Origin of the sequence: Stappia indica (assembly GCF_001696535.1) — a bacterium.
GTDB classification, from domain to species: domain Bacteria; phylum Pseudomonadota; class Alphaproteobacteria; order Rhizobiales; family Stappiaceae; genus Stappia; species Stappia indica.
Window position 1 is genome coordinate 38344 of sequence record NZ_MBQE01000004.1, and the last position, 13451, is coordinate 51794.

General features: G+C 69.1%; 13 protein-coding genes. 7 read left to right on the plus strand and 6 right to left on the minus strand.

Annotated features, from left to right (window positions below; all coding sequences use genetic code 11):
• The first annotated feature begins 151 nt into the window (after positions 1 to 151).
• Genes BBX35_RS14745 through BBX35_RS14775 form a run of 7 tightly spaced genes read left to right on the plus strand, consistent with a single transcriptional unit; the run spans position 152 to position 6651 of the window.
• On the plus strand, positions 152 to 1351 hold the full coding sequence (locus tag BBX35_RS14745; RefSeq protein ID WP_244271637.1) for an acyl-CoA dehydrogenase family protein: 1200 nt from the start codon (positions 152 to 154) through the stop codon (positions 1349 to 1351).
• On the plus strand, positions 1351 to 2124 hold the full coding sequence (locus BBX35_RS14750; protein WP_067221715.1) for an enoyl-CoA hydratase/isomerase family protein: 774 nt from the start codon (positions 1351 to 1353) through the stop codon (positions 2122 to 2124). Before BBX35_RS14745 ends, BBX35_RS14750 begins: the two co-directional genes overlap by 1 nt.
• Complete coding sequence (locus BBX35_RS14755; RefSeq protein WP_067222605.1) at positions 2124 to 3326, plus strand: CaiB/BaiF CoA transferase family protein; 1203 nt, start codon at positions 2124 to 2126, stop codon at positions 3324 to 3326. Before BBX35_RS14750 ends, BBX35_RS14755 begins: the two co-directional genes overlap by 1 nt.
• Positions 3326 to 4450, plus strand: a complete 1125-nt coding sequence (locus tag BBX35_RS14760; RefSeq protein WP_067221716.1) for a thiolase family protein — start codon at positions 3326 to 3328, stop codon at positions 4448 to 4450. Before BBX35_RS14755 ends, BBX35_RS14760 begins: the two co-directional genes overlap by 1 nt.
• Positions 4451 to 4497: 47 nt before the next feature.
• Complete coding sequence (locus BBX35_RS14765; protein ID WP_067222608.1) at positions 4498 to 4911, plus strand: Zn-ribbon domain-containing OB-fold protein; 414 nt, start codon at positions 4498 to 4500, stop codon at positions 4909 to 4911.
• Positions 4911 to 5846, plus strand: coding sequence for a 3,5-dioxohexanoate:acetyl-CoA acetone transferase (kce, locus tag BBX35_RS14770; RefSeq protein WP_067221718.1), 936 nt, complete (start codon positions 4911 to 4913; stop codon positions 5844 to 5846). Before BBX35_RS14765 ends, kce begins: the two co-directional genes overlap by 1 nt.
• Positions 5847 to 5868: 22 nt before the next feature.
• Positions 5869 to 6651, plus strand: a complete 783-nt coding sequence (locus BBX35_RS14775) for an SDR family NAD(P)-dependent oxidoreductase (protein ID WP_067221719.1) — start codon at positions 5869 to 5871, stop codon at positions 6649 to 6651.
• A 94-nt stretch (positions 6652 to 6745) separates the two neighbouring features.
• On the opposite strand, the gene BBX35_RS14780 is transcribed toward BBX35_RS14775, so the two are convergent.
• From BBX35_RS14780 to BBX35_RS14805, 6 genes are all read right to left on the minus strand, one after another.
• Positions 6746 to 8173 (minus strand): NAD-dependent succinate-semialdehyde dehydrogenase, encoded by a 1428-nt coding sequence (locus tag BBX35_RS14780; protein WP_067221721.1) that lies wholly within the window; start codon positions 8171 to 8173, stop codon positions 6746 to 6748.
• Between the two features lie 11 nt (positions 8174 to 8184).
• Positions 8185 to 9072, minus strand: coding sequence for an SMP-30/gluconolactonase/LRE family protein (locus BBX35_RS14785; RefSeq protein WP_067221723.1), 888 nt, complete (start codon positions 9070 to 9072; stop codon positions 8185 to 8187).
• A 106-nt stretch (positions 9073 to 9178) separates the two neighbouring features.
• On the minus strand, positions 9179 to 10312 hold the full coding sequence (locus BBX35_RS14790; protein ID WP_067221724.1) for a hypothetical protein: 1134 nt from the start codon (positions 10310 to 10312) through the stop codon (positions 9179 to 9181).
• A 135-nt stretch (positions 10313 to 10447) separates the two neighbouring features.
• Complete coding sequence (locus BBX35_RS14795) at positions 10448 to 11368, minus strand: SRPBCC family protein (protein WP_067221726.1); 921 nt, start codon at positions 11366 to 11368, stop codon at positions 10448 to 10450.
• 15 nt (positions 11369 to 11383) lie between these two features.
• Positions 11384 to 12250, minus strand: a complete 867-nt coding sequence (locus tag BBX35_RS14800) for a phosphoenolpyruvate hydrolase family protein (RefSeq protein ID WP_067221727.1) — start codon at positions 12248 to 12250, stop codon at positions 11384 to 11386.
• On the minus strand, positions 12247 to 13446 hold the full coding sequence (locus BBX35_RS14805; RefSeq protein WP_067221729.1) for a Tm-1-like ATP-binding domain-containing protein: 1200 nt from the start codon (positions 13444 to 13446) through the stop codon (positions 12247 to 12249). The genes BBX35_RS14800 and BBX35_RS14805 overlap by 4 nt, the downstream gene beginning before the upstream one ends.
• Positions 13447 to 13451 lie beyond the last annotated feature (5 nt).

Genomic DNA, 13451 nt, shown 5'->3' on the forward strand with positions numbered 1-13451 from the left:
TTTCGATAAAAGGTTTGATATTTAAAATTATCTCATGTTTAATGTCGGCAAGCCTCGCAGCGACGGTCGCGGCGAAGGGGGCGGCGCCTGATGCCGCTGGCCGCCTTGCGGCATAAGATGATCTGGGATCCACGGGGGGAGCATGAATCAGGTGCCCGGTTCTTTTGACGGTGCGGAGATCGAGGGATGGGCGCTGCCCGCCGAGCTGCGCGAGCTGCGCAACACGGTCCGCCGCTTCATGACCGACCATGTGCGTCCGGCCGAGGAGAAGCTCGACTTCGACGCCTATGCCTTTCCGCCCGACGTGCTCAAGGGGCTGCGTGCCAAGGCGCGGGCGCTCGGCCTGTGGTGCGTCCAGAGCCCGGCCGAGCATGGCGGCGCGGGCCTCAGTCTGCTCGGCCAGGTGATCGTCGCCGAGGAGGCGGCCAAGTGCCGGATGGGCGCCTACATCCCTGCCGGCGGTGCCTTCGGCTTCGATCCGCCCAATGTGATCTTCAAGGGCACGCAGGACCAGATCGCGCGCTATGCCCTGCCGTCCCTCGAACAGGGCGAGAAGACCTTCGTCGCCATATCCGAGCCGAGCGGCGGGTCCGATCCGGCGCGTGCCATCCGCACCCGCGCCGTGCTCAAGGGCGACCGCTACGTCGTCAACGGCACCAAGGTCTGGATCACCGGCGCGGGCCAGTCGCGCTGGGGCATCCTGTTCGCCCGCACCGGCGAGGGGCGTGGCCGCGAGGGCATCACCAGCTTCATCGTCGAGATCGACCGTCCGGGCCTGACCCTGTCGCCGATCCCGGTGATCCGCTCCTATTCGCCCTACGAGCTGCATTTCGAGGATTACGAGATCCCCGTCGAGAACCGGCTGGGAGCGGAAGGGGAGGGCTTCGCCTTCGCTGAGGACTGGCTGGTCCATCAGCGCGTGCCGTATTCGGCGACGACCATCGGCACCGCCCAGGCCGCTCTCGACATCGCCCTCGACTGGGTGCGCCAACGCGAGACCTTCGGCCGCAAGCTTGCCGATCACCAGGCGATCCAGTGGATGTTGGCCGACAGCGAGGTCGACCTGCGCGCCGCTCGCCTGCTGGTTTACCAGGCGGCCTGGCGGGCCGAGCGTGGCGAGGATATCAAGCTGGAGGCCTCGGTCTGCAAGCTGTTCGCCACCGAGGCGGCCAACCGGGTGGTCGACCGCTGCGTGCAGATCCTCGGCGGCATGGGTGTCGCCAGCGAGCTGCCGCTGGAGCGCTGGTTCCGCGAGACGCGCATCAAGCGCATCGGCGAGGGGCCCTCGGAGATCCACCGGTTGGTGATCGCCCGCGATCTCATCCGCCACGGTTCGCGCGAGAACCTGTGATGCCGATCGACCTCGATATCGACGGCGGCATCGCCACCATCCTGATCGACCGGCCGGCGAAGCTCAACGCCATGGATCATGCCCACTACCGGCAGCTGTCGCGGGCCTGGGTCGAGGTGCGCGACAATCCGGAGATCCGCGTGGCGATCGTCACCGGGGCCGGCGATAAGGCCTTCTCGGTCGGCGCGGATCTCAAGAGCTTCACCACCGCGCGCGGTGAACTCGGCGAGACCTGGATGCCGCAGCGCGACATGCTGCTCAACCGCGGTCTCGAGGTGTTCAAGCCGGTGATCGCGGCGGTCAACGGCTATTGTCTGGGCGGCGGCATGACGCTGCTGATGGCGACCGACATCCGCATCGCCAGCGAGACGGCCACCTTCGGCCTGACCGAGGTCAAGCGCGGGCTGATCGCCGCCAATGGCGGCACCCAGCGCGTGCTCAAGCAACTGCCTCATGCCATCGCCATGGAGCTGCTGCTGACCGGGCGCAGCTTCGATGCGCAGGAGGCGCTGCGCTGGGGCCTCGTCAACCGCGTGGTGACGGCCGCCGGTCTGATGGGCGAGGCGCGCGGTCTCGCCGCTGCCATCGCCGAGAACGCGCCGCTGGCGATCCAGGCCAGCAAGGAGCTGGCCCTGCGCAGCCACGACATGGACCTTGCCGCCGGCCTGCGTGCCGAGCAGCTCACCAACCGCCTGCTGCAGACCAGCGACGACGTCGCCGAGGGCGCCCGCGCTTTCGCCGAAAAGCGCGCGCCGCACTTCCGGGGGATATGATGACGACTACGAGCGGAGCACCGCTGGCCGGGATCACGGTGATCGACGTCGGCCAGATCTACAACGGACCCTATTGCAGCTTCCTGCTGGCCATGGCCGGCGCACGGGTGATCAAGGTCGAGCCGCCGGCCGGCGATCCACTGCGCCGCCGCTCCGTCGTCGGCGGTGCGGCGCTGCCCTTCGCCATGCTCAATTCCAACAAGGACATGGTGACGCTCAACCTCAAGAGCGAGCGCGGCCGCGAGATCTTCCGCGAGATGGTGGCGCGCGGCGATGCGGTGGTGGAGAACTACGCCCCCGGCACCATGGAACGCTTGGGCCTCGGCTACGAGGAGCTGGCGAAGGTCAACCCGCGCCTCGTCTATGCGGCCGGCTCCGGCTATGGCCGCTCGGGTCCCAAGTCGCGCTATCCGGCGATGGACCTGACGGTGCAGGCGATGACCGGCGTGATGAGCACAACCGGCTTTCCCGACCGCCCGCCGGTCAAGGCCGGCCCGGCGATCGCCGACTTTTTCGGCGGCGTGCATCTTTATGCCGGCCTCGTCACCGCGCTCTACGAGCGCTCCGTCACCGGGCGCGGCCGGCTGGTCGAGGTCTCGATGATGGAGGGGCTCTATCCCTCGCTCAGCTCCAGCCTCGGTCTTTACTACGGCACGGACGGCGCGGTGCCGCCGCGCACCGGCAACCGCCATGCCGGCCTTGCCGAGGCGCCCTACAATGTCTACCCGACCCGCGACGGCCACATCGCCATCATCTGCGTGTCCGATGCCCACTGGGTGAACCTGACCCGCGCCATGGGCCGGCCGGATCTCGGAGACGACCCAGGCTTCGACACGCTGAAGAAGCGGGTGGAGCGAATGGACGAGGTCGACGAGCTGGTCTCCGCCTTCACCGGGCAGCACGACAAGGAGCCGCTCTTCGCCCTGCTCAACGACCATCGGGTTCCTTGCGCGCCGGTGCGCACGCTCGACGAGGTGGTCAACGATGAGCACCTGCACGGGCGCGGCGCGCTGGAATGGACCGAGCATCCCATGTATGGCCGCGTGCCCCTGATGCGCTCGGCACTTCGTTTCGATGGCCAGGAACGGGTGGAGCTGCGCCCCTCCGGCGAGCTCGGCCGTGACAATGCCGCCGTCTATGGCGACTGGCTCGGCCTGCCGGCCGGCGAGATCGAGCAGCTGTCGCGCGAGGGGACGATCTGATGCCCGGCAACGTCGTCATCGCCGGCATCGGCCACACCGCCTTCGGCCGGCTGGAAGGGCGCTCCACCTATTCGCTCAACATCGAGGCGATCCGCAACGCGCTCGCCGATGCGGGCATCGAAAAGGAGCGCGTCGACGGTCTCTTCGTCAAGTTCCCGACCTCCGCCTACGAGTTCATGTATGGCCAGAAGCTGGCCGAGGCGGCCGGAATCGTGCCGCGCATCGGCGGCGTCTGGGACCAGGGCGGGGCAGCCAATGCCTCGCTGATCGGCTATGCCGCCATGGCCATCGAGGCCGGCCAGTGCGAGGTCGCGGTGGTCTGCTTCGCCGACAATCCGAAGTCCGGCACGCGTCAGGCCTACAGCAAGCCCTGGGGCGCCGACGAAGTGTTCGGCTGGTTCGGCATTCCCGCCGGCTACGCAATGATCGCCCAGCGGCACATGCAGCAGCACGGCACCACCGCCGAGCAGCTCGGCGCGATCGCCGTCGCCTGCCGGGCCAACGGCGCACGCAACCCCGCCGCCCAGCTGCGCAAGCCGCTCAGCCTCGACGACTACATGGCCTCCGACATCGTCGTCTCGCCCCTGCGGCGCGACGACTGCTGCCTCGTCTCGGACGGCGGGGCGGCGGTGGTGCTGACCAGTGCCCGCCTTGCCGCGCGGCTCGGCGTCGCCGCGCCGGTGCCGATCCTCGGCTTCGGCCAGGGCCAGACCTCGGCCGAGGTGGCGCAGCGCCCCGACCTGACCACGACGGCAGCGCGCGCCTCCGCCGCCACCGCCTTCCGCATGGCCGGCGTGCGTCCCGCCGATGTCGACGTGGCGCAGATCTACGACTGCTTCACCATCACCGCCCTGATGACGCTGGAGGACTACGGCTTCTGCCGTCCGGGCGAGGGTGGTGCGTTCGTCGCCAGCGGTGCCATCGCGGCCGGCGGCGACCTGCCGATCAACACTGCCGGCGGCCTGCTGTCGGAGACCGGCATGCCCGGCCTGCAGCTGGTCATCGAGGGCGTGCGCCAGATCCGCGGCACCGCCGTCAACCAGGTTCCCGGCGCCGCGCTCTGCGCCATCTCGAACCAGGGCGGCGTCATGCACACCCATTCCACTCTCATTCTGGGCAACTAGCGCCTGCGCGCGTGCCCCTTCGCCCCATCGAGGAGATGCCGCCCGCCATGCCGGATCACGATCCCTTTCCGCTTCCCCGCGTCGACGAGACCAACCGCCCCTATTGGCAGGCGCTTGCCGAGGGCCGTCTCGTCTACCAGTGCTGCAAGGCCTGCGGCCATGCCTGGCTGCCGGCCCGCAGCGAGTGCCCGCGCTGCCTTGCCGCGGAGACCGGCTGGCAGCAGGCGAGCGGCCGCGCCCGGCTTGTCAGCTGGGTGACCTACCGCAAGGCCTTCCATCCGGCCTTCGCCGACCGGCTTCCCTACAATGTCTCGGTGGTCGAGCTGGAAGAGGGGCCGCGGCTGATCTCCAACCTCGTCGGCCTTGCCGATCCGGAGGATCTGGCGATCGACGAACCGCTGGCGCTGGTCCTGCGTGAGGAGCACGGCGTCGCCATCCCCGCTTTCAGAAAGGCCGGCTAATGTCGCAGTCCGTCAGCAAGGTCATCATCACCTGCGCCGTCACCGGCTCGATCCACACGCCGTCAATGTCGCCGCATCTGCCGGTGACGCCGGAGGAGATCGTCTCCTCCGCCCTGGGTGCGGCCGAAGCCGGAGCCGCGGTGCTGCACCTCCACGCCCGCGATCCGCAGACCGGCCGGCCGGACCAGCGGCCGGAGGCGTTCCGGCCGCTGGTCCAGGTGCTGAAGCAGCGCACGGACGCGGTGCTCAACTTGACGAGCGGCGGCGCCCCGACCATGACCATCGAGGAGCGCATCCGCCCCTCGACCGAGCTCAAGCCGGAGCTCGCCTCGCTCAACATGGGCTCGATGAATTTCGGCCTCTATCCCATGCTGGAGCGCTTCCGCGACTTCCGCCACGACTGGGAGGAGCCGTATCTGGCCGGCAGCCGCGACCTGATCTTCCGCAACACCTTCGCGGACATCGAGTATGCGCTGAAGACCTGCGCCGGCAACGGCACCCGCTTCGAGTTCGAGTGCTACGATATCGGCCACCTCTACAACCTGGCGCATTTCGCGGACCGGGGCCTGGTGGAGCCGCCCTTCTTCGTCCAGAGCGTCTTCGGCATTCTCGGCGGCATCGGCAATCACCCGGAAGACGTCCAGCACATGCGCCGCACGGCCGACCGGTTGTTCGGCGGCGACTATCGCTGGTCGGTGCTCGGCGCGGGGCGGAACCAGATGCGGATCGCCGCCCTGGCCGCCGCGCAGGGCGGAAACGTGCGCGTCGGCCTTGAAGACAATCTGTGGGCCGGCAAGGGGCGTCTCTCCGTTTCCAATGCCGAGCAGGTGGCGACCGTGCGCGGGATCATCGAGGGGCTGGGCCTCCAGGTGGCATCGCCCGACGAGGCGCGGGAGATCCTGGCGCTGAAGGGCGCCGACAGGACCGGCTTCTGAAGATCACGAGGGAGGAATGGCAATGAGCGCAGACAGCACGCGCAAGGTGGCGCTGGTCACCGGCGGCAGCCAGGGTATCGGCCGGGCCATCGGCCTTCGCCTTGCGCAGGACGGCTGGGCGGTCGCCGTGGTGGCGATGGACACGCCCGAGCTGGCCGCCACGACGGCGGAGATCGACGCCCTGTCGCAGGCGCGCGGCTATGCGGCGGACCTTTCTGCGGCCGAAGGCATTCCGGCGCTGGTCGGCAAGGTCGCCGCCGACTTCGGCCGCCTCGACCTCGTCGTCAATTGCGCCGGCGCCACCCGTCGCGGCGGGCTCGCCGATCTGGCCGACGAGGACTGGCGGCACGGTTTTTCCGTCAAGTTCTTCGGCACGGTGGCTGTGACCCGGGCCGCCTGGCCGCATCTGGTCGCGAGCGGCGGCTCCGTCGTCACCATTGCCGGTGCGCTCGGCCATACGCCGAGCGCGGATTCGCTGATCGGCGGCGCCATCTGCTCGGCCTTGATCAATTTCTGCAAGGCGCTGGCCGAAACCGGCCGCCGCGACGGGGTACGGGTCAACTCGATCAACCCCGGCTGGATCGACACCGGGCGGCTCGACAGCATGCTGGAGCAGAAGGCCGTGCGCGACGGCCATGGCGACCCGGAGCGGGCCGGTCGCGAGTTCGTCGACGAACTGAAGATCCTGCGCTTCGGCCAGCCGTGCGACGTGGCCGAGCTCGTCGCCTATCTGTCCGACGGGCGCGGCTCCTTCATCCACGGCGCCTCCATCGACATCGACGGTGGCCTGACCAAGGGCGTGTGAGCGGTTCGCGCCTCTGCGAAAAGAAGAAAGACCCGGGGCACCGCCGTGCTCCGGGTCTTTCGCATTCGTCTTTCCATTTCTCTCGGGGCCGCCGTCAGGCGATGAATTCGGAGACGTATTTGGTGGTCATATAGGCGGCAACGCCCTCGCTGCCGCCTTCCGACCCGTTGCCGCTCTGGCGCACGCCGCCGAACGGGGTTTCCGGCAGCGAGATCTGCGGCGTGTTGATCCCAAGCATGCCGACAGACAGGCCCTGCTCGACGAAGCGCGCCCGTGCCGGGGAGCGCGTGTAGCAATAGCCGGCCAGCCCGTAGGGCAGGGCATTCGCGGCCGCCATCATCTCTTCCGGCTCGTCGAAGGCGATCAGCGCGGCGACCGGGCCGAAGGGCTCTTCCCGCAGGATCCTTGCCTCGTCCGGCAGCTCCGCGAGCAGCGTCGGCTGGTGGAAGTTGCCCGGCCCCTGCAGCCGCTCGCCGCCGCACAGAATGCGCGCGCCGCAGCCGCGTGCATCCTCCACCATCGCCTCGATGCGGGCGAGCTGCCGGCGCGAGGCGAGCGGCCCCATCTCGGTTTCCGGCGCCAGTCCGTCGCCGAGCCGCAGCGCCGTCGCGCGTCTCGCCAGTGCATCGGCGAAGGCGTCGTGCACCTTGCGCTGCACGAAAAGCCGGGTCGGCGAGTTGCAGACCTGACCTGCATTGCGGAACTTGCTGCGCACGACGATCTCCGCCGTCGCCTCCACATCGACATCGTCGAAGACGATGGTCGGCGCGTGGCCGCCGAGCTCCAGCGTGGTCTTCAGCACCGCATCGGCCGCCAGCCGGCCGATGGTCCGCCCGGTTTGCGTACCGCCGGTGAAGGACACCTTGGCGATGCCGGGCGCGCGCAGCAGCGTCTCCACCAGCTCGGCGTTGGAGCCGAACAGCAGGCTCGCCGCCTCCGCCGGCAACCCACCCTCGATCAGCGCGCGGATCACCGCGACGGCCGCGCCCGGCGTCTGCTTGTGGCCGACCAGGATCGCGCTGCATCCCGCCGCCAGACATTCGCCCAGCTTGCGCGCCACGAACAGCACCGGCACGTTCCACGAAGGGATGAGCACGCATACGCCGACGGGCTCGTGCAGCACGCTCTGGCGGAAGCGCGGATCGCGCGGCGGGATCAGCCGGCCGTATTGCCGTTCGCCTTCGCCGGCCGACCAGTCCAGGATGTCGGCCGATACGGCCACCTCGACGCGTGCCTCGGACAGCGGCTTGCCCTGTTCGCGCACCATCTGCCGGGCGATCTCCTCCGCGTCCCGCCGCAGGGCGGCGGCACCGCGCCGCAGCACCGCGCCGCGCTCGGCTGCGGACACACGCCGCCACAGGGCGAAACCGCGCCGGGCCGCGTCCAGCGCCTCGGAAATCTCGTCGGCGCTCGCGTGCGGCACGCGGCCGATCTCGGTGTTGTCGGCCGGGTTGAGGACAGGCGTCGACGGGGCGCCCGGCGTGCTGCGCCAGGTGCCTGCGATGAACTGCGCAGGGGTCATGATCGGGTCTTTCAGCTGGCCAGCCAGTGGACGGGAGGGCGGCCGGCAACCGGCGCGCGAAAGCGGGCGAGGCGGGTCTGGCCGAGCCCGCCCACATAGACGGTCCGCAGGTCCTCGCCGGCAAAGGTGAGGCTGGACGGATGGTCGAGAATGTCGCCCTCGGGGTCTTCGAAGACGAGCAGCGCGCAGCCGTCGGGCTGCAGGACATAAAGCCGGTTGCGGGTGATCTCGGTCACCCACAGGTTGCCGGCGCTGTCGAAGCGGATGCCGTCGACCAGCGCGCCGGGAAAGATCGGGTCCGGGCCGAAGACCTCCGGCTCGCCGAGGCTGCCGTCCGCGCGGATCCGTGCCCGCGAGATCCGCCCGCCGCGCGTTTCGGCCATGTAGAGGTAGTGGCCGTGATTGTCGACGCGCACCTCGTTGGTGAACAGCAGGCCGTCTGCGACGATGCGGGCCCCGCGCTCGTCGAGCAGGATCACGTAGCCGTCCGGGATATCCTCCTCCAGCGCCAGCAGATGGTTCTCCAGCCGCGAGGACACGGAGAGCCAGGTTCGCCGCCAGCGGTCGCGGCCGACGAAATTCGCCGCCCCCACCGGATGCCCGTCGATCCGGTCGAAAAACAGCTCATGGCTGCCGTCGCGCGCCACGCGGAAGAATTTCCGCAAGGCGATGTTGGCCAGCAGGATACTGCCGTTCGTGTCCATCGCCATGCCGTTGGGCTTGCCGCCCATGGTGCCCAGCAGGCGCTGCGCGCCATCGGGACGGATATGGGTCACAGCGCCGCGATTGTCGGACACCCAAAGGTCGCCGCTCGCTTCCGCCAGGATGCACTCGGGCCGGCTGAGCCCTTCGCCGGTGAAGCCGAAATCTGCGCGTCGCAACTCGAAACCGTTGAGCATCGCCGTCTCTTTTAGGTCTGACCTTTAAAATGGTTTTTTCACAGACCATAAAAGTTTGCAACGGGAAATTCCCGTGAACGACCTCCGCTTTCTCGGTGATCCTGACCTAACGGGCGGCCGTGGCAGGGGCGGTCGCCGGCCGCAGCAGCTCGGCCAGCACCAGCACGCTTGCCACCACCACCAGGACCGGCGTCGCCCCGAAGGCGGCGGGCAGCATGTAGAACGAGCGGACCAGCACCGCACCGAGCACCAGCGCCATCTGCAACGCGGCGATGGTGGCGACCGGCATGGCCTCCAGTCCCCGGGCGGCGTCCGCCGGCCGCACCGGCACGCGCAGATAGGCCGTCAGGAACAGCGGCACCAGCAGCGCCGTCAGTACGAAATGCGCCGCATAGAGCGGCCAGCCCAGGGCGCGGACCCCGTCCGGCAGCACCCACCACACCAGCAGGACCAGATAGCCCGCCGCGGTGTTGGCGAGAACCGGCGGCCACAGCAGCAGGGTCAGCCAGGCGGACGGTGCCGCGCCCGTCTGTCGCGCCGTCGTCTGCAAGCCTCTGGCGACGATGATTGCCGCGGCCGTTGCCGCCACGACGAAGGCGAGGGGGACCAGCAGGTCCATCGGCAGGCCGGATTGCAGGAACATGCCGGTGCGATACTGCGAGAAGATCATCTCGAGTTCCGACGGCAGGCTGGCGATCATCGGAAAGACCATCAGCAGCAGGATGCCCTGGCCCGGCCCCGGCAGGCGGAGCCGTCCGGCCAGCCAGATCAGCACCGCGGTCGCCCCGCAATAGGCGGCAAGGCTGGCGACCACTCCGCCGGTGGACAGGTCCCGCAGCAACTGGCCTGTCTGCATGGCGTGCAGCGCGCCGGCGCCCTGCGCCAGCGTCATCAGCAGGGCGATCAGGCCGGTGATGGCGACCAGCACCTGGGCGTTGCGGGCCGAGGCGGCCTGCCAGCGCGCCAGCGGCGGGATCATCAGGCGGGCGATCTCCACATGGGCGATGGCCACCACCAGCGGGCCGGTCCACAGGGCGAAGATCGAGGCCATCCGGATCGAGCTGCCGCCGGTGAAGCCGTCGTGGTAGTCGAGCCGCTCCGCATCCACCCCGGGAATCGGGATCCACAGTCCGATCAGATAGATGGCCAGCGCGGCGGCAAGCGGCCACAGCACCGGCCAGAGCGTCCGGGACGGCGGGGTGGCGGAGGGGGAGGGCGGGGCAGGCGAGATCTCGCTCATCGCGATCCTGTGTGCGGACGGGGCCTTTGCAGGGTGCTTGCGCCCGTTCTCGGGCGCAATCCTAGCGGTCCGCTTGCCGCCCCTGCAAGGGGGGCGGGTGCGCCCTCAGTTCCTGCAAGGGGGGCGGGTGCCCCCTCAGGCAGCCCCGCCGCCCAGTCGCGCCTCCAGCGTGTCGAACGCCTTCTGGAAGACGTTGCCATGCACGTTCGGGATCAGCTCCAGATCGTCCTGCGGCGAGGCGGTCCAGTCGGCGGTCCACACCGCGAAGGTGTGATCCCGGTCGGTGACCGGATAGAGCCGGGCGCCGGCATGGTAGTTCAGCCAGGGCATCGGGCTTTTCAGGATGCGGTAGCGGAAGGCCCGCTCCGTGTCGGAGAGGTAGGTGAGCTGTTCCCACAAGGCGCCGTCGCCAAACAGGAAGTCGCGCACCCCCGACACCTTGTCGGAGCGGGCGCCCTCCAGCATGTGCATCTTGGTGATGTCCTCGTGCCAGCCGCCCATGCCGGCAAAGTCGCGCATCTTCGCCCAGACCCGGTCGACCGGCGCGGTGATGGTGCTGGAGGTGAACACCTTGGCCGGCCGCAGGCCCTGCCAGCGCTCGGCGCCGTCCGGCGCGCCCGCGCCCGAAATCTTCTTGGCGAGCGCGGCAAGCCCGGCGGCGAAGACGTCGCGCGAGACAATCTCGGTAAAGCGCCCGGCATCTTCCGGCTTCTCGTCGAAACTCGCCCACCACTGGACATAGGTCCGCCCGGTGCTGGTCTCGGGGATCAGCTCCATCCCGGCGACATAGTTCTCCACCGGAAAGGCCGGCGTCACGAAGTTGTAGGTGAAGCTGTAGCGGCTGTCGTCGAGCGACAGCAGCCGCTCGCGCACGAAGGTGCCGTCGGAAAGCGTGAAGGCGCGCACGCAGCCGACCACGTCGGCGGCGAGCCCGTCTTCGATCTCGCTCTTCACGATCCCCGGATTCCAGTCCGGCAAGCCGTTGAAGTCGCGCACGCATGCCCACACCGCCTCGACCGGCGCATCGATCATGGTGCTTGCGAAAGCCCTGGCCATGGATGGTCCTCCCAATCAGAAGCTGAGTTGCTTGAAGCGCCGGGTCTGGTCGATCAACGCGGTTTCCGCCGGCAGCCGCTCCATCGAGCTGGCCCCGTAGAAGCCGTTGCAGCCCGGCGTGTTGCGCAGGACGTATTCGGCGTCCTCGGGGTTGGCGATCGGCCCGCCATGGCACATCACTAGAATGTCCGGGCGCACGCTGCGCGCCGCCTCCGCCCAGGCGCCGATGTCGCGCACGCAGTCCTCCAGCGTGCGCGCGGTCTCCGCGCCGATGGAGCCGCCGGTGGTCAGGCCCATATGTGCGACCAGGATGTCGGCGCCGGCCTCGGCCATGGCGATGGCCTCCTCGGAGGAGAAGACATAGGGCGTCGTCAGCATGTCCTTTTCGGCGGCCAGCCGGATCATCTCCACCTCGTGGTAGAAGCCCATGCCGGTCTCCTCCAGGTTCTGGCGGAACATCCCGTCGATCAGCCCGACGGTCGGAAAGTTCTGCACCCCGGCGAAGCCCAGCGCCTTCAGCCGGTCGAGATGGTCATGCATGATCACGAAGGGATCGGTGCCGTTGACCCCGGCCAGCACCGGCGTGTGGGTGACGACGGGCAGCACCTCGCGCGCCATGTCGAGCACGATCTCGTTGGCATTGCCATAGGCGAGAACCCCGGCCAGCGAGCCGCGCCCGGCCATGCGATAGCGGCCGGAATTGTAGATGACGATGAGGTCGATGCCGCCGGCCTCCTCGCATTTCGCCGAAAGGCCGGTGCCGGCGCCGCCGCCGATGATCGGGACGCGGCGCTTCGCCATGTCCTGGAACCGGTCCAGCAGCTCGCGGCGCGTCGGCCGGGCGGTGCGCGAAGGGGTCTTGGGGGTGGGTGCTTCGTTCATGACGCGATCTTTCGGAATTCGGCGACCGCCGCATCGGCGAAGGCCGGATCGTTGATGTTGAAGGGCAGTTCGATCAGTTGGCGCCTGGGGGTGGTGACCAGGGTCTCGCGGATGGCGGCGAACAGCGCCGCATCGGCCTCCGGGTCGTGGAAGGGCATGCCGGGGGCGTCGATGGCCGAGACGCCGCCGAGCGGCAGCAGGAAGCGCACCTCGCCCTCGCAGCGGTTCAGCCGTTCGGCGATCCAGCGGCCGATCTCCGCGTTCTCCTGCGCCGTGGTGCGCATCAAGGTCACCTGCGGATTGTGGACATAGAGGTTGCGGTCCCGGTACTTCTCCGGAACCGTCTCCAGCGCGCCGAAATTCACCATGTCGACCGCCCCGACCGAGCCGACATAGGGCAGGCGGGTACGCGCCACCGCGCCGAAGCGGTCCTGCGTGCAGGGAAACACTCCGCCCATCAACAGGTCGGGCACTTCGGTCGTGGTGGTGTCGATCATGCCGGCGAGCAGGCCGGATTCCGCCAGCTTCTCCATCGACTGGCCGCCGGTGCCGGTGGCGTGGAAGACGTAGCACTCGTAGGTGTCGTCCAGCCGCTCGCGCAGTTGGTCGACGCAGGTCGTGGTGACGCCGAACATGGTCATGCCGACGCCCGGCAGGTCGCCGCTCGCCTTCGGCGCCTGCCACTGCGCCATGCCGGCAACGGCATGGGCGGCATTGGCGATGATCTGCCGGCTGATGGCGTTGAGCCCGGCGACATCGGTCACCGAATACATCATGGCGATGTCGGTCGGCCCGACATAGGGCGCCACGTTGCTGGAGGCGACGGTGGAGACCATCAGCTTCGGCACGCCGACCGGCAGCGCCCGCATCGCCTGCGTCACCAGCGCCGTGTTGCCCGACCCGCCAAGGCCGAGCACCGCGCCGATATCCTGCCGGGCGGTGAGCCAGAGGGTCAGCGCCTCGGCCATCGCGCCGACGGCCGCGCCCCGGTCGGTGCCGCCGAGCACGGCGTCCACCCCGCCCGGATGCTGTGCGGCGACCTCGCGGGCGGGCACGTCGGCCACGTCCGTCTCGCCGCGGGTTCCCACATCCACCAGCACCGCGTCGACACCGGCGGCCCGGATCAGCGACCTGGCATAGGCCAGCTCCTCCGCCTTGGTGTCGCAGGTACCGACAACATAGACCGTCTTGGCCATGCAGG

Coding starts and splice junctions, on each gene's coding strand:
- BBX35_RS14750 (WP_067221715.1), top strand. CDS start 1,351: ATGCCGATCGACCTCGATATCGACGGCGGCATCGCCACCATCCTGATC.
- BBX35_RS14755 (WP_067222605.1), top strand. CDS start 2,124: ATGACGACTACGAGCGGAGCACCGCTGGCCGGGATCACGGTGATCGAC.
- BBX35_RS14760 (WP_067221716.1), top strand. CDS start 3,326: ATGCCCGGCAACGTCGTCATCGCCGGCATCGGCCACACCGCCTTCGGC.
- BBX35_RS14765 (WP_067222608.1), top strand. CDS start 4,498: ATGCCGGATCACGATCCCTTTCCGCTTCCCCGCGTCGACGAGACCAAC.
- kce (WP_067221718.1), top strand. CDS start 4,911: ATGTCGCAGTCCGTCAGCAAGGTCATCATCACCTGCGCCGTCACCGGC.
- BBX35_RS14775 (WP_067221719.1), top strand. CDS start 5,869: ATGAGCGCAGACAGCACGCGCAAGGTGGCGCTGGTCACCGGCGGCAGC.
- BBX35_RS14780 (WP_067221721.1), bottom strand. CDS start 8,173: ATGACCCCTGCGCAGTTCATCGCAGGCACCTGGCGCAGCACGCCGGGC.
- BBX35_RS14785 (WP_067221723.1), bottom strand. CDS start 9,072: ATGCTCAACGGTTTCGAGTTGCGACGCGCAGATTTCGGCTTCACCGGC.
- BBX35_RS14790 (WP_067221724.1), bottom strand. CDS start 10,312: ATGAGCGAGATCTCGCCTGCCCCGCCCTCCCCCTCCGCCACCCCGCCG.
- BBX35_RS14795 (WP_067221726.1), bottom strand. CDS start 11,368: ATGGCCAGGGCTTTCGCAAGCACCATGATCGATGCGCCGGTCGAGGCG.
- BBX35_RS14800 (WP_067221727.1), bottom strand. CDS start 12,250: ATGAACGAAGCACCCACCCCCAAGACCCCTTCGCGCACCGCCCGGCCG.
- BBX35_RS14805 (WP_067221729.1), bottom strand. CDS start 13,446: ATGGCCAAGACGGTCTATGTTGTCGGTACCTGCGACACCAAGGCGGAG.